Origin of the sequence: Methylocystis sp. H62 (assembly GCF_015709515.1) — a bacterium.
GTDB lineage: Bacteria > Pseudomonadota > Alphaproteobacteria > Rhizobiales > Beijerinckiaceae > Methylocystis.
On record NZ_JADNQZ010000058.1, the window covers coordinates 563280 to 582003 of the forward strand.

General features: G+C 62.5%; 15 protein-coding genes. 7 read left to right on the top strand and 8 right to left on the bottom strand.

The genetic code is table 11. From position 1 onward, the window contains the following. Window positions 1-40 precede the first annotated feature (40 nt). Genes IYY11_RS19365 through purM form a run of 3 tightly spaced genes read right to left on the bottom strand, consistent with a single transcriptional unit; the run spans window position 41 to window position 2480 of the window. Complete coding sequence (locus tag IYY11_RS19365; protein ID WP_196405353.1) at window positions 41-754, bottom strand: glutathione S-transferase family protein; 714 nt, start codon at window positions 752-754, stop codon at window positions 41-43. Next, entirely contained in the window at window positions 751-1422 is a 672-nt protein-coding gene (gene purN, locus IYY11_RS19370) for a phosphoribosylglycinamide formyltransferase (RefSeq protein WP_196405354.1), read from the bottom strand. The genes IYY11_RS19365 and purN overlap by 4 nt, the downstream gene beginning before the upstream one ends. Next, complete coding sequence (gene purM, locus IYY11_RS19375) at window positions 1419-2480, bottom strand: phosphoribosylformylglycinamidine cyclo-ligase (RefSeq protein WP_196405355.1); 1062 nt, start codon at window positions 2478-2480, stop codon at window positions 1419-1421. Before purM ends, purN begins: the two co-directional genes overlap by 4 nt. A gap of 149 nt (window positions 2481-2629) precedes the next feature. Here purM and IYY11_RS19380 point away from each other — a divergent pair, with 149 nt between their 5' ends. The 3 genes from IYY11_RS19380 (at window position 2630) to IYY11_RS19390 (ending at window position 6425) form a co-directional block, all read left to right on the top strand. Further along, the gene (locus tag IYY11_RS19380; RefSeq protein WP_196405356.1) at window positions 2630-3715 is read left to right on the top strand and encodes a hypothetical protein; all 1086 of its coding nucleotides are present in this window, start codon (window positions 2630-2632) and stop codon (window positions 3713-3715) included. A gap of 181 nt (window positions 3716-3896) precedes the next feature. Continuing rightward, the gene (locus IYY11_RS19385; RefSeq protein WP_196405357.1) at window positions 3897-4613 is read left to right on the top strand and encodes a DUF1013 domain-containing protein; all 717 of its coding nucleotides are present in this window, start codon (window positions 3897-3899) and stop codon (window positions 4611-4613) included. Window positions 4614-4766: 153 nt separating this feature from the next. Then, entirely contained in the window at window positions 4767-6425 is a 1659-nt protein-coding gene (locus tag IYY11_RS19390; protein ID WP_196405358.1) for an acyl-CoA synthetase, read from the top strand. Window positions 6426-6538: 113 nt separating this feature from the next. On the opposite strand, the gene IYY11_RS19395 is transcribed toward IYY11_RS19390, so the two are convergent. After that, complete coding sequence (locus IYY11_RS19395) at window positions 6539-6706, bottom strand: hypothetical protein (RefSeq protein ID WP_164479370.1); 168 nt, start codon at window positions 6704-6706, stop codon at window positions 6539-6541. Window positions 6707-7015: 309 nt separating this feature from the next. Here IYY11_RS19395 and IYY11_RS19400 point away from each other — a divergent pair, with 309 nt between their 5' ends. Both IYY11_RS19400 and guaB read left to right on the top strand, forming a co-directional pair. Then, entirely contained in the window at window positions 7016-8842 is a 1827-nt protein-coding gene (locus IYY11_RS19400) for an ABC transporter transmembrane domain-containing protein (RefSeq protein WP_196405359.1), read from the top strand. Window positions 8843-9024: 182 nt separating this feature from the next. Next, window positions 9025-10512 (top strand): IMP dehydrogenase, encoded by a 1488-nt coding sequence (guaB, locus tag IYY11_RS19405; RefSeq protein ID WP_196405360.1) that lies wholly within the window; start codon window positions 9025-9027, stop codon window positions 10510-10512. A gap of 630 nt (window positions 10513-11142) precedes the next feature. On the opposite strand, the gene IYY11_RS19410 is transcribed toward guaB, so the two are convergent. From IYY11_RS19410 to IYY11_RS19425, 4 genes are all read right to left on the bottom strand, one after another. Then, window positions 11143-12237: a helix-turn-helix transcriptional regulator gene (locus IYY11_RS19410; protein ID WP_196405361.1), complete on the bottom strand. Its 1095-nt coding sequence runs from the start codon at window positions 12235-12237 to the stop codon at window positions 11143-11145. A 106-nt stretch (window positions 12238-12343) separates the two neighbouring features. Next, the gene (locus IYY11_RS19415) at window positions 12344-12742 is read right to left on the bottom strand and encodes a c-type cytochrome (RefSeq protein ID WP_196405362.1); all 399 of its coding nucleotides are present in this window, start codon (window positions 12740-12742) and stop codon (window positions 12344-12346) included. A gap of 12 nt (window positions 12743-12754) precedes the next feature. Then, on the bottom strand, window positions 12755-13828 hold the full coding sequence (locus IYY11_RS19420) for a metallophosphoesterase family protein (protein WP_029648982.1): 1074 nt from the start codon (window positions 13826-13828) through the stop codon (window positions 12755-12757). A gap of 73 nt (window positions 13829-13901) precedes the next feature. Beyond that, window positions 13902-15050, bottom strand: a complete 1149-nt coding sequence (locus IYY11_RS19425) for a cytochrome-c peroxidase (RefSeq protein ID WP_196405363.1) — start codon at window positions 15048-15050, stop codon at window positions 13902-13904. 392 nt (window positions 15051-15442) lie between these two features. On the opposite strand from IYY11_RS19425, the gene IYY11_RS19430 reads away from it, so the two are divergent. Next, window positions 15443-16480, top strand: a complete 1038-nt coding sequence (locus IYY11_RS19430) for a cytochrome-c peroxidase (protein ID WP_196405364.1) — start codon at window positions 15443-15445, stop codon at window positions 16478-16480. 117 nt (window positions 16481-16597) lie between these two features. Further along, window positions 16598-18034: an acid phosphatase gene (gene acpA / locus IYY11_RS19435; protein WP_196405365.1), complete on the top strand. Its 1437-nt coding sequence runs from the start codon at window positions 16598-16600 to the stop codon at window positions 18032-18034. Window positions 18035-18724: the final 690 nt, after the last annotated feature.

Consider the following 18724-nt stretch of genomic DNA (forward strand, 5'->3'; position numbering starts at 1 on the left):
ATGGCCGGGCCAAGCCGGACATCACGGCCCGGCGCGGAAATCAGGCCGCCGCGTTCTCAGGGAAATACGCCTGCATCATCCTGTCGCGATACGCGACAAGGTTGGCGTTCGCCAGCGCCGCGTTGCGCACGGCGCTCTCCGACATCGGCGATAAGATCGACGCCACAAAGGCGAAGACCGTAGCGTCGGCGCCGCAGGGCGCGTCGCCGAAGAGATAGGGCTTGTCGCCGATCAGCGTCGCGAGCGCCTCGATGTCGCGCACGCCGAGCGCATCAATTTCCGCTGGGCTGTGACGGCCGATGCCCTGCGCCCATAGCGATTTGGCGATCTTGCGGCGAATGAACCATTTCGCGAGCGGGCGCGCGATGGCGGGCACGCTTGAGAAAAAACGCGCCGGACCGCGTTCGAAATTAGCATCGTCCATCCAGCGAGTATGGACGATGATCCAATAGAGATGTTCTTCGCACATCTTCTCGACGCACCAGGCGACGGCCTTTTGCGCGTCGCTCAACGGCGCGTCGAAATCCGCGCCGTATTTCTTTTCGATATGGAAACGGATGAAGGTAGAATCGGCGACAATTTCGCCGTCGTCGTCGATGTAGGGCTGCTTGCCTTTCGGCGCTTTCGAAAAACCGCTGCGGTCTTCGACATAGTCGAGGCCGGCCATCTTCAGAAGCGCCATCGCCTTCGTCACGAAAGGCGATGCGTCCGGCAGTCCGGCGACAGGGCGGAAGCAGTAAAGCGTGATCGTCATGAAACTGCCTTGCTCGGCGCGAGGGCGTCGGGAACGATAAGCGCCGCCTCGCGGGGCGCGGGCGCCGCGCGCACGCGATTGCCTTCGATCCGCACGGCGCCCGACGCGACCAGCCGCAGCGCCATCGGATAGATGACATGTTCCTGCGCAAGCACACGGGCGGCGAGCGTCTGCGGCGTGTCGTCGTCGAGCACGGGCACGGCGGCCTGCGCGACGATCGGACCTTCGTCCATTTCCGGCACGACGAAATGCACGGTGGCGCCGTGAATCTTCACGCCGTCGGCGAGCGCACGCTCATGCGTGTCGAGTCCGCGATAGGAGGGCAACAGGGCAGGGTGGATGTTGAGCATGCGCCCGCGCCAGAGGCCGACGAACCAGGGCGTGAACATGCGCAGAAAGCCTGCGAGGCAAATGAATTCGATGCGGTAGGTTTCCAGAACCAATTGCAGCGAACGCTCGAACTCCTCGCGTCCCGCGTAAATCTTATGGTCGACCGCCGCCGTCGCGACGCCGGCGGCCTTCGCCTTGGCGAGGCCTGGCGCATCGGGGCGATTGGAAAGCACAAGGGCGATTTCAGCCGGAAAGCTGGGGTCCCTGGCGGCGGCGATTAGCGCGTCCATGTTTGAGCCGCGACCCGAGATGAGAATCGCGGTGCGCAGCCGTGTCACAACGTCAGAGTCCCGTGCGTAACGACCCGCTCCGCGTCGGTCTCGATGACTTCGCCGATGCGCACGGGCTTTTCGCCGACGGCGCGCAAGGCCGACTCCACCTCGCTGGCGGCGGGCTCGGAAGCCACCACCACCATGCCGATTCCGCAGTTGAACGTGCGCAGCATCTCGCTCGCCGCGATGCCGCCTGTTTCGGCAAGCCAACGGAACACCGGCGGCGGCGCGAACGTCGACAGATCGAGCGCGACGCCGAGCCCGCTCGGCAGCACGCGCGGGAGATTGTCGGGAAAGCCGCCGCCGGTGATATGGGCGAGGGCGACGATATGCGGCGTCGCCTTCAAGGCGGCGAGCAAAGGCTTCACGTAGATGCGGGTCGGCGTCAACAGCGCCTTCGCCAGATTGAGGTCTCGCGCGAAAGGCGCGGTGGCGCTCCACGCAAGGCCGGCGCGCTTCACAACGCTGCGCACGAGCGAATAGCCATTGGAATGGACGCCGGAGGAGGGGAGTCCAAAAAGCACGTCGCCGGCATGGACATCGTGGGGTAGAAGGCGATTGCGCTCCGCGGCGCCGACCGCGAAGCCGGCGAGGTCATAGTCGCCGCGCGCATAGAGGCCGGGCATTTCCGCGGTCTCGCCGCCAAGCAGCGCGCAACCCGCCTCGACGCAACCGGCGGCGATGCCCTTCACGACCGACGTCGCGACGTTTGGGTCGAGTTTGGCCGCTGCATAATAGTCCAGGAAGAAAAGCGGCTCGGCGCCCTGAACGATCAGGTCATTGACGCACATGGCGACGAGATCGATTCCGATCGTGTCATGCAGACCGGATTCGATCGCGATCTTCACCTTGGTGCCGACGCCGTCGTTCGCCGCGACGAGGACAGGATCGGAAAATCCGGCCGCCTTGAGATCGAACACGCCGCCAAAGCCGCCGATCTCGCCGTCGGCGCCGGAGCGCCGCGTCGAACGCACGGCAGGACGGATCATGTCGACGAACCGATTGCCTGCGTCGATGTCGACGCCGGCGCCAGCGTAGGTAAGGCCCGAATTTCTCTGTTGCATTTCATCTTTCGCGTCGTGGGCGCCGGCGTTAGATGGGCGCAAGCGGCGGCGGCTGTCAAATCCGCTCGGAACGGCTACGCTCTTGTGCGTTTGCACAAAGTTTATTCCGTAGCGCGGCATATTGAATGTCGCGGCAAAGGAGCTGCGCCATGAAGATTCGGTTCACTATTGACGATATCGCGGCGGCCCGCGACGCCGGGGCGATTGACGCGGCGTCCTTCGAGCGGCTGTCGCAATTTCTTGCGTCGCGGCGCGCGGCCGCAGCGGAGGCGACCTCCCAAACGCCGCGCTATGACGTCGTCAATCTGCTTTGGTACGCCGGCGCGTTGATCGTGCTCGGCGCCATGGGCATGTTTTCGACGACGGCCTTTGGCCTTTGGGGCGACAAGGCGCTGCTGGTCACCGCGATCGTCTACGCCGCCATGTTCGCCTTCGCCGGCGCTTATCTCTGGCATAGGCGCGGCTTGCACACGCCGGGCGGGCTGCTCATCGCCTGCGCAGTGGGGATGGCGCCGCTCGCGATCTTCGCGCTGCAATCCATGTTCGGCGTCAATCCTGCGGGCGAGGCGCGCTCCTACGGGGAGTTCTACGTCTGGGTCAAGTCGAGCTGGCTTCCCATGGAGCTTGGAACGATTGCGGCGGCTTCTGTCGCGCTGCTCGCCTTTCCCTTTCCGTTCCTCGTCATGATCATCGCCTTTGCGCTCTGGTTCATGTCGATGGATTTGACGCCCTGGCTGATGGGCGTTGCAGAATTTTCATGGGATCAGCGGGCGACGGTGAGCATGTATTTTGGACTCGTCGTTCTCGCCGTGGCCTGGCTCGTCGATCTCAAGCGGTGGCGCAACGGCGATTTCGCTTTCTGGCTGCATCTCTTCGGGCTGCTGGCCTTTTGGGGTGGGCTGACGGCCCAGCACAGCGGCGACGAATTGGGCAAAGCGCTCTATTGCGCCGTCAATGTGGGACTGATTTTTCTGTCGCTCTTCCTGATGCGCCGGGTCTATGCGGTCTTCGGCGCGGTCGGCGTCACGACCTATCTGAGCTATCTCGCCAGCAGCGTTTTCAAGGATTCGATCCTTTTCCCGTTCGCCTTGTCGGGCATCGGCGTTCTGCTCATCGTCTTCGGCCTGTTGTTTCACCGCTACGGCGCCGCCGTCGGCGAAACGATCGGCGAATTGCTGCCGGGGCATTTGCGGGGATTACGCCCCGCCCATGCCCGCGAGCAGGACTCCGCATGAGCGCTTGATGAGCGCTTGCCGAGTTGGCGGCGCTTTAGCGGGAGTTTCCGGATTGATTGCGCTTTAGGCGGCGGCGGATTATATAGGCAAAATCCCAACATGGACGGTCGTTCTGTGGGTCGCTGGCGCCGGGCGGCGCGGCGCCAGACGTCGCCCCCATGCCTGATCAAGGAGTTTGCAGATGGGCAACGCCCCGCTGATGCCGAAGGCCACGGCCGTTTGGCTCGTCGAAAATACATCGCTGACGTTCGATCAGATTGCCGATTTCTGCAAATTGCATCCGCTGGAGGTGAAAGGCATCGCCGACGGCGAGGTCGCGGCGGGGATTCGTGGCCATGACCCGATCACCTCCGGGCAGCTCACGCGCGAGGAGATCGAAAAGGCTGAGAAAAACTCGGGCCATCGCCTCCATCTCTCCGTCTCCAAGGTCGTGGTGCCGGAGGTCAAGAAGGCGCGCGGTCCGCGCTATACGCCCCTCTCGCGCCGTCAGGATCGTCCGAACGCGATTCTGTGGCTCGTGCGCAATCATCCGGAGCTGAAGGACGCCCAGATCATGCGTCTCGTCGGCACCACAAAGACGACGCTGAAGGCGATCCGCGAGCGCACCCATTGGAATTCCGCGGCGCTGACGCCGATGGACCCGGTGACGCTCGGGCTTTGCTCGCAGATTGATCTCGACTTTGAAGTCAATCGCGCGGCGAAGGACAAGCCGGCGACCGTGGAGGATCATGGCCAGACGCTGGTGCCTGCAAGCGTCACCACCAGTCCGCGACCCGAGCCGTCCACGACCGAGGACGTCTTCGGCAAGGCCAAACCAGCGCCGCCGCCGGACGATGAAGACAATTTCGACGCCGACCGCGTATTCGGACGTCTCAAGGACGTTGATTTCGGCGAGTGACGACGGCAGTCTCGCGCGAGCGCCGATTGATCAACCGGTGGCTCGCGCGTATCTTGCACATAGAGCTTAGCCGCGCGGACTGAGCACATCGCGCTGGCGAGCGTCGCTTTCGCCGTGTTCACATTCTCGCTGGCGAACCTTTGGACTCTCCGGATGACCAACTCGCCTTATGATCGCGACCTCGAACGAAATCCCGCCAATTTCCAGCCGCTGACGCCGATCACCTTTCTGGAGCGCGCCGCAGCCGTCTTTCCCGAACGCATCGCGATCGCGCACGGCGAGCTGCGGCGCAATTATCGCGATTTTTTCGCCCGTAGCCTGCGGCTCGCGAGCGCGCTGGAGAAGGCGGGGCTTGGTCGCGGCGACACCGTCTCCGTCATGCTCGCGAATACGCCGGCGATGCTTGAATGCCACTACGCCATTCCGATGATGGGCGCGGTGCTCAACACCCTGAACACGCGGCTTGACGCGTCGATCCTCGCCTTCACGCTCGACCATGCCGAAACGAAGGCGCTGATTGTCGATCGGGAGTTCTCAGAGCTCATTCGCGAGGCGCTTTCGCTCGCGAAGGCGACGCCCGTGATCATCGACTACAGCGATCCGGAATATGACGGGCCCGGCGAGCGGTTGGGCTGTGTCGAATATGAGGACTTCCTGCGCTCGGGCGACGCCGACTATCAATGGTCGCCGCCGGGGGATGAATGGGACGCGATCTCGCTCAATTACACCTCCGGAACGACGGGCGATCCGAAAGGCGTCGTCTATCATCATCGCGGCGCCTATCTGACCGCGCTCGGCAATGTGCTCACCGGCGACATGGGCCGCCACCCGGTCTATCTGTGGACGCTGCCGATGTTCCATTGCAACGGCTGGTGCTTCCCCTGGTCGATTTCCGTTAACGCCGGAACCCATGTCTGTCTGCGACAGGTGCGCGCCGGCCAGATCTATGAACTAATGGCCGAGCACGGCGTCTCGCATCTGTGCGGCGCGCCCATCGTCATGTCGACGCTTCTCAACGCGACCGAATCGGAAAAGAAGCCGCTGACGCGAACCGCGCGCTTCTTTACCGCTGCCGCGCCGCCGCCGCAGGCGGTTCTCGCCGGCATGAAGGCGGCCGGATTCGAAGTTACGCATCTTTATGGACTGACCGAAACCTACGGCCCTGCCGCCGTCAACGAATGGCATGACGACTGGGATTCGCTCGATGGCCCCGCACAGGCGCAGATGAAGGCGCGTCAAGGCGTGCGCTATCTCGTTCTCGAAAATCTCGACGTGATCGACCCGGACACCATGCAGCCGGCGCCGCGCGACGGCGCGACGATGGGCGAGGTCATGTTTCGCGGCAACGTCGTCATGAAAGGCTACCTGAAGAACAAGGGCGCCACGGAGAAAGCCTTCCACGGCGGCTGGTTTCACTCAGGCGACTTGGGCGTGCGTCATCCAGACGGATACATCCAGCTGAAGGACCGTTCGAAGGACATCATCATTTCGGGCGGCGAAAATATTTCCTCGATCGAGGTCGAAGACGCGCTGTTTCGCCATCCCAAGGTTCGCGCCGCCGCGGTCGTCGCCGCCCCTGACGACAAATGGGGCGAAACGCCTTGCGCCTTCGTCGAGCTGAAGGATGGCGAACAGGCGACGGCGCAGGAGCTGATTGATTGGACGCGTCAGCACTTGGCGCATTTCAAATGCCCGCGCCACGTCGTCTTTTGCGAGTTGCCGAAGACGTCCACGGGCAAGATCCGCAAATATGTTCTGCGCGAGCGCGCTCGAGAAATCTGGCCGGCGAGCGCAACGGCGGCGTCGCTTTAGAGGATCCAAACGAACGGCCTTAAAAAAAGAGAAGCCAGCAGTCTTTACGACTGCCGGCTTCGCGTCGGGGGCGGAAGGCCGAGACTTTCCGCGCCCCGCTATGTCGCTTGAATCTAGAAGAAGAGGCCGAGGCAGCCGCCCGCGAGACCGCCGACAACAGCCGCCGCGATCGTGTTGGGAATGCCGCCGAGCGCAACAGAAGCGAGACCGCCGAGGATCACGGCGCCGATGCCAGCGAAGATGTAGGTGTTCGTGGTGATTTCGAGTTCTTTCTCAGCCATTGTTCTTCACTCCTCTTATTTTCGTTCCCTGAGTTGCGCCTTGTCTGCCGGCGCATTCTCATCCCATGGGCGCGTCATTTCGACGCAGGCCGGAGGTTAGCACAAGTTAGCGCTGAGTCAATTGCGCATGCGACAGGATGTCGCGCATGCAACTAAATGATAAATAAGATCGTTCGGCGATTGATAGGATTTTCGCCGTTCAATAGCGAAAAAGAAATTTCGATTTCAGCGCGCTTCTGCGGCGGTTTCGGTCGCGGAGCGCTCGCTTCAATTCGTTTTCGTCGAATACGGACGTTATACCCCCTGCCGATGACAAAAAAGAACGCTGACGTCGATTCCGTCGATCCCGTGGCGCGCAAACCGGATCGCGGTTTGAAAGCGACACTCTCTCCGCTTCGGCCCTTGCTGCCCTATGCGCTGCGCTACAAGCGAACGATCGTGTTCGCTTTTGTCGCGCTCCTCCTGGCCGCGGGCGCGACGCTCACCTTGCCGCTCGCCGTGCGCGGCATGATCGACCACGGCTTTTCGGCTGACAGCGCCGGCGCGGTGAACGCCTATTTCGGCGCGATGATCGCGGTCGCCGCGACGCTCGCGATCGCATCCGGCACCCGCTACTATTTCGTCATGACGCTCGGCGAGCATGTGGTCGCCGACCTGCGCGCCGATCTCTTCAAACATCTCACAGTTCTCGACGCCGCCTTCTACGATACGGCGAAGACAGGCGAGCTTCTCTCGCGGCTGACCGCCGACACGACGCAGCTGAAATCCGCCTTTGGCTCGTCGGCGTCGGTCGCGCTGCGTAATCTCTTCATGTTCTTTGGCGCGATCATCATGATGGTGGCGACGAGCCCCAAGCTTGCCGGTATGACGCTCGCGGCCATCCCGATCATCGTTCTACCGATCATCGCCTCAGGACGGGCGGTGCGCCAGCGCTCCCGCTCCGCTCAAGACACTCTAGCGCAGGCTTCGGCCTATGCCGGGGAAAATCTCTCGGCCGTGCGCGCCATGCAGGCGAACGGCGCGCAGGCGTCGACGACGGCGCGATTCACGCGCGCGGTGGTGGCCGCCTATGACGCGGCGCAGGCCGCGACGCTGCTTCGCGCCATCGTGACCGCCGGAGCCATTCTCGTCGTCTTCACGAGCGTTGTCGGCGTGCTCTGGTTGGGAGCGCAGGACGTGCTCGCCGGACACATGACGTCGGGCGTTCTGTCCCAGTTCGTTCTCTACGCGGTGCTTGGCGCAAGCTCGCTCGGCGAGCTCACTCAGACCTGGAGCGAGCTCTCCGCCGCCGCCGGCGCCGCCGGCCGCATCGCCGAAATTCTTGCCATTCAACCGCGCATCGTGGCCCCGGCGCGGCCGACTCCGCCCCCAGCGCGCTGGCAGGGACGCATCGCCTTCGATCATGTGCGCTTCGCCTATGCGACGGCGCCGGATAAGCCCGCGCTGCAGGATTTCTCGCTCGTCGTTGCGCCCGGCGAGCGCGTCGCGCTGGTCGGGCCGTCCGGCGCGGGCAAATCGACGACCTTTGCGCTGCTCCTTCGCTTCTACGACGTCGACTCCGGCTCCATTACTCTCGACGGCGTCGACCTGCGCGATCTCGATCCCGTGGCGCTGCGCCGGGCGATCGCGCTCGCTCCGCAGGATCCGGTGATCTTCGGGCTCTCCGTCGCTGAAAACATCGCCTACGGCCGCGATGACGCGTCGAGCGGGGAGATCGTCGCCGCGGCGAAGCGCGCCCAGGCGCATGACTTCATCATGGCGCTGCCGCGGGGCTACGACACGCTGCTCGGCGAGCGCGGCGTCACGCTTTCTGGCGGGCAGCGCCAGCGCCTCGCCATCGCGCGCGCAATCCTCGCCGATGCGCCGGTGCTGCTCCTGGACGAAGCCACCTCGGCGCTCGACGCCGAGAACGAGGCTTTGGTGCAGGCGGCGCTGCACGACGTCATGCAGGGACGCACGAGTCTCGTTATCGCCCATCGTCTCGCGACGGTGTTGGAAGCCGATCGCATCATCGTGATCGACGAAGGCCGCATCGTCGAGCAGGGCACCCACTCGAGCCTGACCGCCGCCGGCGGCCTTTATGCGCGGCTGGCGAAATTGCAGTTCGACACGGACCGCGCCGGCGCCGCCGCCTGAGCGCGGACGTCGCTTATTCGCTTGAACGGATGCGCTCGATCGCGCCCAACGCGAGATTTCGTGTCATTTGCCTTCGTCCTGAATAATGCTATGAGCACGCGCCAACCCCTGACGGCCCAGGCCGTCAAATTTCCATCCTGCGGCTGACGCGTTTGCATCGCCGCTCAGAGGAGTTGGCGCCAATGGCCATATCGCCCGTCACGTTGACCGAAGCATTGACCTTCGACGACGTGTTGCTGCGGCCCGGCCATTCGCGGGTGATGCCTTCCGCCGTCGATGTCACGACCCGGCTGACGCGCGAGATCACGCTCAATTTGCCGATCGTTTCGGCCGCGATGGACACCGTCACCGAGGCGCGTCTCGCGATCGCCATGGCGCAGGCGGGCGGCATCGGCGTCATCCACCAGAACCTGTCGCCCGCCGCGCAAGCCGCTGAAGTGCGCAAGGTCAAGCGCTACGAAAGCGGCATGGTGATCGACCCGATCACCATTTTCCCCGACGAAACCCTCGCCGACGCGCTGGCTCTGATGGCGGGCCACGGCATTTCGGGGATTCCGGTCGTCGAGCGCGCCAGCGACGGCGGCAGAGGCAGGCTCGTGGGCATCCTGACTAATCGCGACGTGCGTTTCGCCCAGGACCGCAGCCATCCCGTGGCCGAGTTGATGACGAAAAAGCTCGTCACAGTCCAAGAAGGCGTTGGGCAGGCGGAAGCGCAGCGGCTGCTTCACGAACATCGCATCGAGAAACTGCTCGTCGTCGACGAGGCGTACCACTGCGTCGGCCTCGTCACCGTCAAGGACATCGAGAAGGCGACGCTACATCCTTACGCCTGCAAGGATCACGAGGGGCGGCTGCGCGTCGCCGCCGCTTCGACGGTCGGCGACCACGGCTTCGAGCGCGCGCTTCAGCTCATCGACGCCGGCGTCGACTGCGTGGTGATCGACACCGCGCATGGTCATTCGCAGTCGGTGATCGACCAAGTGACGCGGGTCAAGAAGGCCTCGAACAAGGTCTCGATCATCGCCGGCAACATCGCCACCGCCGAAGCGGCAAAGGCGCTGATCGGCGCGGGCGCCGACGCGATCAAAGTCGGCATTGGCCCCGGTTCGATCTGCACGACGCGCATCGTTGCGGGCGTCGGCGTGCCGCAGCTCACCGCGATCATGGAGGCCGCGGACGAAGCGCGCAAAGCCGACGTGCCGGTGATCGGCGACGGCGGCGTCAAATATTCCGGCGACCTCGCCAAGGCGATCGCGGCAGGCGCCGACGTCGTCATGATCGGCTCGCTGTTCGCGGGAACAGAGGAGTCGCCCGGCGAGGTGTTTTTGTATCAGGGCCGCTCGTTCAAGGCCTATCGCGGCATGGGTTCAGTGGGCGCGATGACCGCAGGGTCGGCGACGCGCTATTTCCAGGGCGACGTGAAGGAACAGCTCAAACTTGTTCCAGAGGGCATCGAAGGACAGGTGCCCTATCGTGGCCCGATCGCGCCGATTCTCTACCAGCTCGCCGGCGGCCTGCGCGCGGCGATGGGCTATGTGGGCGCGCCGACGGTCAAGGAGTTCCAGGAGCGCGCGCAGTTCGTGCGCATCACCAACGCCGGATTGCGCGAGAGCCATGTGCATGACGTCGCGATCACCCGCGAGAGCCCGAACTATCCGACGGGCGTGTGAGACGCCAAAAAAACGGGGCCGCGCAACGGCCCCTAAAAGGTGGGAGAAAAGTCAAGGGAGGAAACATCCTGGTAAAAGTCTCACCTGAGAAGTAAGCGCCAGATAAGCGAACAATGAGAGCATTTGCGCTCGTCTAACTCCTTGCGCCCCTCACTGTTCATGAAAAAAACTACGACCAAAATCGCTTCTCCGCGTCATTCGAATTGATGATGACGGGCGTTTTTTTGAAGCGTGGCTCAAGTATTCGCCGAGAGCAGGTTCTCAAAAAAGTAGACAGCTTTCTGATGAGAACCTGCTCCAATATTTTGATGTCGAGCGCTTCCTCCCGATCACATGGTTGTGATCGGGAAGGAAGCGCTCTAATGGCGCGCCCTTGAGCCGACGTGGGAAAGCAGAGGGCCTCGCGAAGACCCCCCAAATTTAAGCTCAAAACGGCTGCTGAAAGAATCGGGCTCAAAAAGGCAGGCTGAAAATTGAGCGCGTAGTATCGAACCCCGAGTTACTGAAGCGTCCGCGGCAATTTCGTCCGCCCCCCCGACGTTCGAGAAAACGTTAAGACGAAACAAAAGGGCCGGCATCATCCAAACGGATGAGGCCAGCCCTCAATTCCTTGAAATCAAATGTAGACGCTTATTCGCCTCTCGGCCCGTTGAGTGGGGCGAGCCCGCCAAGGAGCGCGACCACTTCGGCCTGGCGGTTGCATCCAGTTTTTTCCATCACGCCGCGTAGATGCGTGCGCACAGTGTTGCGCGACACGGACTGTTCGGTGGCGATTTCCTCGAGCGTTTTGCCCCCCGCGAGGCCGCGCGCGACGCGCGCCTCGGCCGGCGTAAGGTCATAGAGGGACTGAACCAGCTCGATCGCCGGCGCCTGCTGCGAGCCGACCGGAGTCATCACCAGAATCGCCGCGCAACGCACGAAAATGTCGCGCGCCGCGCCGCGGATCGGCACCAGATTGGCGATCATCGGGCTTTCGTCTTCGCCAGCCCGGGCGGCGAAGGATTTCGGCGCGCCGACGAGATCGTCGTCGAGCGTGTCCATGGCCTGACGCAGCAGTCCGTCCGCCGAGGCGTCGACGAGCGATATGCGGTCGTGGGCGCGCCAGCGGACGTATTTGTTCAGCGCGTTGCTCGGGTCGTTCGCGGAGATCACGCGCCCATCGTCGTCAAGAACGAGCGCCGGGAGGCCGATGAGCGCGAAGGTTTCGCCCGCGACGCGGGCGCGCTCGAGTTGCAGACGCGTGGCGAGGAAGGCGGCGCGCGCAAGGTGCGGCCGCAATTCGTCAAGCTGACGAATGATCGACGGCTCGATCGGTCCGCGGTTATGCGCGCGTTCGAGGCAGATGATGCCGGTGTCGCCTGTCGGCAGCGAAATCGCGGTCGCCGCGCTAAACCCCAGCCCACGCGGGCGCAGGAAGTCGCTGTAGTTGGTGTCGCGCTCAAGCTCCTCGGCTGTATAGACGTCGTCGTCGGTCAGGAAGCCCGGATGGCGGCGACTGAACAGCCTGCCGCCACGCGTGCAGTTGCTGAGCCAGTCCCCGCGCATGAAATTCTCGACATGCTCGCAGAGCGCCGGAGACGCCGTCCAGCGGGAGACTTTTTCGCGCGCCGCGAAGAGCACGCCGCCCTGCGCCTCGGCAAGATGTGAGAGTTCGTCGAGCACGTCGGGCCACATGTCCGGCGCGAAGGAGCATTCGTAAATACGATCGATGAGTTGCTGAACCATCTTCAATATCTCTTGCTGGCGGTCGCGCTAAAGGCGCGTGCGCTTTGAAATAAACCGTATGCAAACGTGCGGCCGGCGAGATGGTTCCAGCCGGCCGCGAATTTGATCAGTGCTTGCCGGCGTCGATCGCGACTCCTTTGCGCTCCTTATGAATATAAGCGACGAGCGCCGTCATCTTCGGATCATCGGCCGGAAGCGCAGCTCCCTGCAGCGGGTTTCTGATGCACCAGTTGACCATTTCGAAGAGCTGCGCGACCTTTCCAAGCTGCTTTTGGAATTTCGGATAGGTCTCCGGGTGGGTGTTGGCGGCGTTCGGATGGCACTGCGCGCAGGCGACGCTGTTCGTGCCCAGAGCTCCACTGGTCCAAAGCTCGCGGCCTTTCTTCGCCACGGAATCAAATTCGCTCTGCCAACGGTCGACGTCTGTCCCCGTGAATTCATCGGCGAGCGTTGCCGGCGAAAGCAGCACAGCGCCCAAAACAAGCGCAATCGTGAAGCGGCGCATCGTCATTCTCCTCTAGTAATGCAGTTGCGGCGCCTTGCGGACGATCGCCTCTTGATATTTCTTGTCGACGGGCTTCCCAAGCTTCGGATCGTAGCCGACGACGCGCTCGCCATTGTCCCACAGCTGATAGCGCGCGGTGACGCGCCCGGAGTTGACGTCGATCATCTGCCAGCCGGTGGCGTCGCGTTCGAAGAACGGGTCGGCGCGGTTCATCGGAACCGTCAGCACCGGCACATGCGCGCCGGCTTGCGCATAAGTGTCGGGGTAGGGCCAGGGCCAGGCCGTCGCCATCACCGCATTGAAGGAGATGTTGCCGATCTGATTGTACTGGATCTGGTGCACGTGGCCGTAGATCACATTGACGGTCTTGAACGGCTGCAACAAGGCCTGCACCTGCTCGGCGTCGTCAGTCCAGAAGTTCCAGCCCTTATAGATCTTCTGCAGCGGCGAGTGCGAGAAGACGATGAGCGGCGTGTCCTTGGCCACTTTGTCGAGATCGTCCTTGAGCCAGGCGCGCTGCTTTTCGCCGACCATGAACGGCGAGCCGTTGGGATTATCGAGTCCGGCCATTTCGAGCATGCGCTGCTCGGCTGTCGGCCAACGATGAAACGTCCATTCATCCGTCGTGAGAATCGAATTCAACACGACGAAATGAACGCCCTTGTGATCGAAGCTGTACCATTGCGGGCCATAGAGCTTCGACCAATATTCGCCGAGGTCGAGATAATAGTCGTGCTCGCCCATGACGCTGTGGAGCTTGCCCTTCACATGCGAAAGCATCTCGGCGCCGTGGTCGAGCTCCTCCTTCTTGCCGAGCTGCGCGAGATCGCCGCCGAACATCACGAAATCGGCTTCCGGCGTAATGAGATTGGCCTCGGCGACGGCGCGCTTGAGGCCCATGTCCCAGTTGCGCACGAAGCTCGCACCCTTGATCTGCTGAATGTGCGAATCGGAAATATAGGTGAAGCTGAAATCCTCGCGCGTTCCGCCGAAGGCGAGGCGCACCATGGAGATCGGCAGAGTCGTGAGCGTTCCGGCGGCGGCGCCGGCGGCGATCACGCTGCGCCGGGTGATGAGTCTGGTCATTTCCTATCCTCCCTCGCGGCTTCGCGCTTATGTGGCGAGGCCGCTTGTTTTCTCCTGAGCGTTGGTCTCGCCGCTATTTTATTTGCGCCGTCACATAAGCAGGGCTCGTCAGCGTCTCTAGAAACGCGACGAGGTCGTCGATCTGCTGATCCTTCAGATCCAACGGCCGAATGCCGCCCGAGAGATAGGGATTGACCGGCGTCGGATCGCCGGGGCTCTTTCCGCCCTCGTTGTAATGTTTGACGACGTCTTTGAGCGTCTTGAGCGAACCGTCGTGCATGTAAGGCGCGGTCACCGCGATATTGCGCAGCGTCGTGGTCTTGAAGGCGCCGATTTCATCGAAGGAGTTCGTCACCGCGAACCGGCCGAGTTCGGAGACCATGGGATCGGCGAGCACCGTCTTGTCGACGGACGCGCCCGCCGCTTTCGCTTTGAGGAATTCGGCGGCGAGACGCGGCACGTCGCCTTGAATGCGGTTGATGCCGACGCCGATATTGTGGAACCTGTTGTCGGTAAAGAGCGCCTGCGTCTGTTCGATGGCGTGGCAGGACACGCATCGTCCCTGACCGACGTAAAGGTCGAAGCCGCGTTTGGCCTGATCGCTGATGGCGTTGCGGTCGCCGCCGAAATACCACTTGTCGAAGGGCGAATCGCCCGAGATGACCGTGCGCTCGAAGCTCGCGATCGCCTTCTCGACGTCATCCATCGTCACGTCTTTGCCGCTCTTGCCGAACGCCTTCTTGAAGCCCTCGACATAGGCGGGATCTTCGCGAACGATCTTGAGCACCGGCTCGTGATTGGACAGCCCCATTTCCACTGGGTTGACCATCGGGTGCTGCGACTGATCCTCCAGCGAGATCGAGCGCCCGTCCCAGAACTGCGAGGTGTAATAGGCCGCGTTGATGACCGACGGGGCGTTGCGCGTGCCGGTCAGCTTATGGTGACCCTCGGAAACCCGCAGCGGACTGTCCGTGAAAGCTTTTTTTTCATTGTGACAGGTCGAGCAGCTCACCGTGCCGTCGATCGAGAAGCGCGCGTCATGGAACAGCTTGTCGCCGAGCGCGATCTTTTCAGGCGACTGCGGATTGTCCGCCGGAACCGGGACTTTTGGCAGGCCGAGCGGCTCGGCCATCGCCCAGCCGCCGGCGGCGAGCAGCGCCGCAAGCGGAAGTGCGACAAGCGTCGTCTCAACGGATTTCCAAACATTAGCAACGCGCGCCATGAGCCCCTCCGCGACCGCTCGGCTTCTCGCCGGCTTTTGTTTTCACATTAAGTTTGCTCTGCTTTTAGCGGCAGGGCAAGTCATGGCTGTGACGCTCGGCGCTGCCGTCAAAGAACTCGCCGGACGAATATTGCGTCATGGCGAGTAGTGATTGTGCATTGCATTAGAGTGGCGCAATAAACCGCCCGATAGGGTGCTGGGCCTGTGCTTGGAGTTCCGGTACGGCGCTGCGCTCTTCAGGTCGTGTTCATGCTACACTGGACTGTTTTTGAAGAGGGTCACTGCCGTGCTCCCTTCCGCCGGCCGCGTGGCTGTGGTAGCTGACCTCCGCAGAGAGGCGGTTCGTCGCGACGCGAAACAGCGCCTCCGCAAATCAACTGCAGGAGTAAGGGATGTATTTGACCAGGTTCGCCGCGCTCGCAGCGACTCTGCTGGCGCCGGCCATGGCCGTCGCGGGCGATTTGCGCGCCGACGCCAATGCGGTCTTCAAGCCGATCGACGCCGCGAGCGTCGCGAGCGTCGTCAAGAATAACGAGATCACGCCCGCCAAGATCGACCTCGGCGGCAAGCTCTTTTTCGATCCGCGACTTTCGAAGAGTCAGATCATCAGCTGCAACAGCTGTCACAATCTCGGAACCGGCGGCGTCGACGCCGGACCGACGTCGATCGGCCATGGCTGGGCGAAGGGACCGCGCCGCGCGCCGACGGTTCTCAACGCCGTATTCAACGTCGCGCAATTTTGGGATGGGCGCGCCGTCGACCTTAAGGCGCAAGCAAAGGGTCCGGTCCAGGCCGACGTTGAAATGAACAACACGCCGGCGCAGGTCGAAAAGATGCTGAATAGCATACCGGCCTATGTCGCGGAGTTCAAGGCCGCCTTTCCGGCCGACCCGAAACCGGTCAGTTTCGATAACATGGCGAAGGCCATCGAGGCTTTTGAGGCGACGCTGACGACGCCGAATGCGCCATTCGACAAGTTCCTGAAGGGTGACGTCAACGCGCTCAATGACGTTGAGAAAAAAGGCCTGCGCCTTTTCATCGACAAGGGCTGCGCCGCGTGTCACGGCGGCGTCAACATCGGCGGCAACGGCTATTTCCCCTTCGGCGTCGCTCAGAAGCCGAGCGTCGAGATCATGCCCGTCGCCGACAAGGGCCGCTCCAAGGTGACCAATGACGTAGCGGACGACTTCGTTTTCCGCTCCGCGCCGTTGCGCAACGTGGCTCTGCGCGCGCCTTACTTTCACACCGGCTCTGTCTGGACGCTGGAAGAGGCGGTCGACCTCATGGCCAAAGACCAGCTTGGCGAAAATCTCTCCGAGCCGGACGTCAAGGCGATCGTCGCGTTTCTGGGAACGCTGAATGGCGACCAGCCTAAGGCGGTCTATCCGGTGCTGCCGCCGCGCACCAAGGACACGCCGCTTCCGCAGTAGCGCGCCCGACCGATCGGCCCGCCGAAACAAAAAAAGAAGACGGGACCGTCACAAATCGTGCTGGGTCGCCAATTAGATTCTCCGCGCGGCGCAGCGCCGCGCGGAGAATGCCTGTCAATGAAAACCGTCGGACGGTTCGTCATCTCCCTCGCCATTTGTGCGACCGCGACCTGCGCGCGCGCCGCGGCGCAGGAACAAGAAAATCCTTTCGCGCGAATCGGCCATGTCGTCGTCATCTTCACCGAGAATCGCAGCTTCGATCATGTGTTCGGGCTGTTTCCCGGCGCTGAAGGAATCAATTCGGCGCAGCACCCGCCGCAAGTGGATTTCGACGGACGGCCGCTGACCGCGCTGCCGCGTCCGCGCGCCGACGATCGCTTTCCGCGGCGCTTGCCGAACGCGCCGTTTCGCCTCGAGCCTTTCGTCGACATCGACGGCCACACCATGGATCCGGTGCACGACTTCTACCTCGAGCAGGAGCAGATCGACGGCGGAAAAATGGATCGCTTCGTCGAGGCGTCAAACGCAGGCGCGCTCGTCATGGGCTATTACGACGGTTCGGAGCTCAAGCAGTGGGCCCTCGCCAAGGAATTCACGCTCGCCGATCATTTTTTCCACGCGGCGTTCGGCGGCTCGATGCTCAATCATTTCTTCCTGATCTGCGGTTGCGCGCCGGTTTTCGACAATCCGGTGGAGGCGACTAGAAAGAAATTTCTGCCACAACTCGCGACGATCAAGGACGGGCAGGGCGCCGATCTCACGATTCGCGAGCGCGAAGAGGACTCTCCGCCCAGCGTGCTCGACGGTCCGCCGCGGCATAAGCGGTTTGGCCGGTTGACGATCGACCTGGAAGCGATCGGCACGCTCCAGCCGGGGAATGCCATTTCCAAGCATGACAAGACGGAGGCGCAGGAGCGGCTGCCGCCGGCGCATGCGCCGACGATTGGCGATCGGTTGACGGAGAAGAACGTCACTTGGGCTTGGTACGCCGGCGGCTGGCGCGACGTCATCGAAGGCCGCCTCAAGCCTTATGAGGACAAGCCGGACGCCTTCCAAACCCACCATCAGCCGTTCGCCTATTTCGCCAATTACGCCGAAGGTCGAGAAGGCCGCGCGCATCTCAAGGACGCCGACGAGTTCTACCGGGCCATCGAAAAGGGCGAGCTGCCGCAGGTCAGCTTCTACAAGCCGCTGGGGGTCTTCAACGGGCATCCGGACTATTCGGATCTTGCGGCGGGCGACGCCCATGTCGGAGACGTCGTCGCACGGCTGCGCAAGAGCCCGAACTGGGCCGATATGCTGATCATCATCACGGCTGATGAAAATGGCGGGTTCTGGGATCACGTCGCGCCGCCGCGACGCGATCAATTCGGCCCGGGAGTCCGCGTGCCGACGCTGATCATTTCTCCCTTCGCCAAGAAGGGCTTCGTCGACAAGACCGTCTACGACACGCTCTCGGTGCTGCGCACGATTGAGCTCCGCTTCGGCGTTGCGCCGCTTTCCCAACGCGACGCGAGGGCGGCAGATCTGCGCAACGCCCTGGTCGCGCCGTGAGTTTCGATCGGCTTCCGCAAGAGGCTCTGTCCAACCGGCGAGGAGACCGCCGTATACAGCCACGGTTATGCCAAAAAAATGCTGCGAATGGCGCCACGCAATTTAACTAGCTGATATACAGTCATTTATTCCATATTCGCACAAGCGCCTCCGTAGTCCTACCCAGCCCTAATAGGCAGTTATGACACTATCCACTAGGGTTGCATTGGCTATTCGATAGATTGTTTTCCTCTATACTAACGGGTATTGTGATTATCGGGGGTTATTGGAATGTTGCGGCACGCTGAGCTGGGTCTGCGGTTCGCTCTTTCAAGAGGCGGATTGGGGATTTTGGCTTAGGCGGCGACGTCGGTTTTCGTCCGATAACAACAAGCAGCCGGGTTCTGGGGATTTTGGGATTTGCTCGCCTTTGGGCGTGGGGTTCCGGGGTTTTCGGGAAGGCTGCGGCAGACAAGGGCGGTTTTGCGTGTTTTTAGAAGAAGACGCGCTTTCGCTTTGCTTTACGAAACGAGGACGAAGCGGCTCCGTTGTGGGAGGCGGAGCGATACCGGTCACGCGCAATTCCCTGGGAGCACATTGGAGGAGAAGGGTATGAGCTCAACGACTGACACAGCAGCCCGCGCTGCTGCTGGCACGGAAGCTGTAGTAGACCTGAAGGGCATGTGGATCGGCTTGGCCGTTCTGAACGGG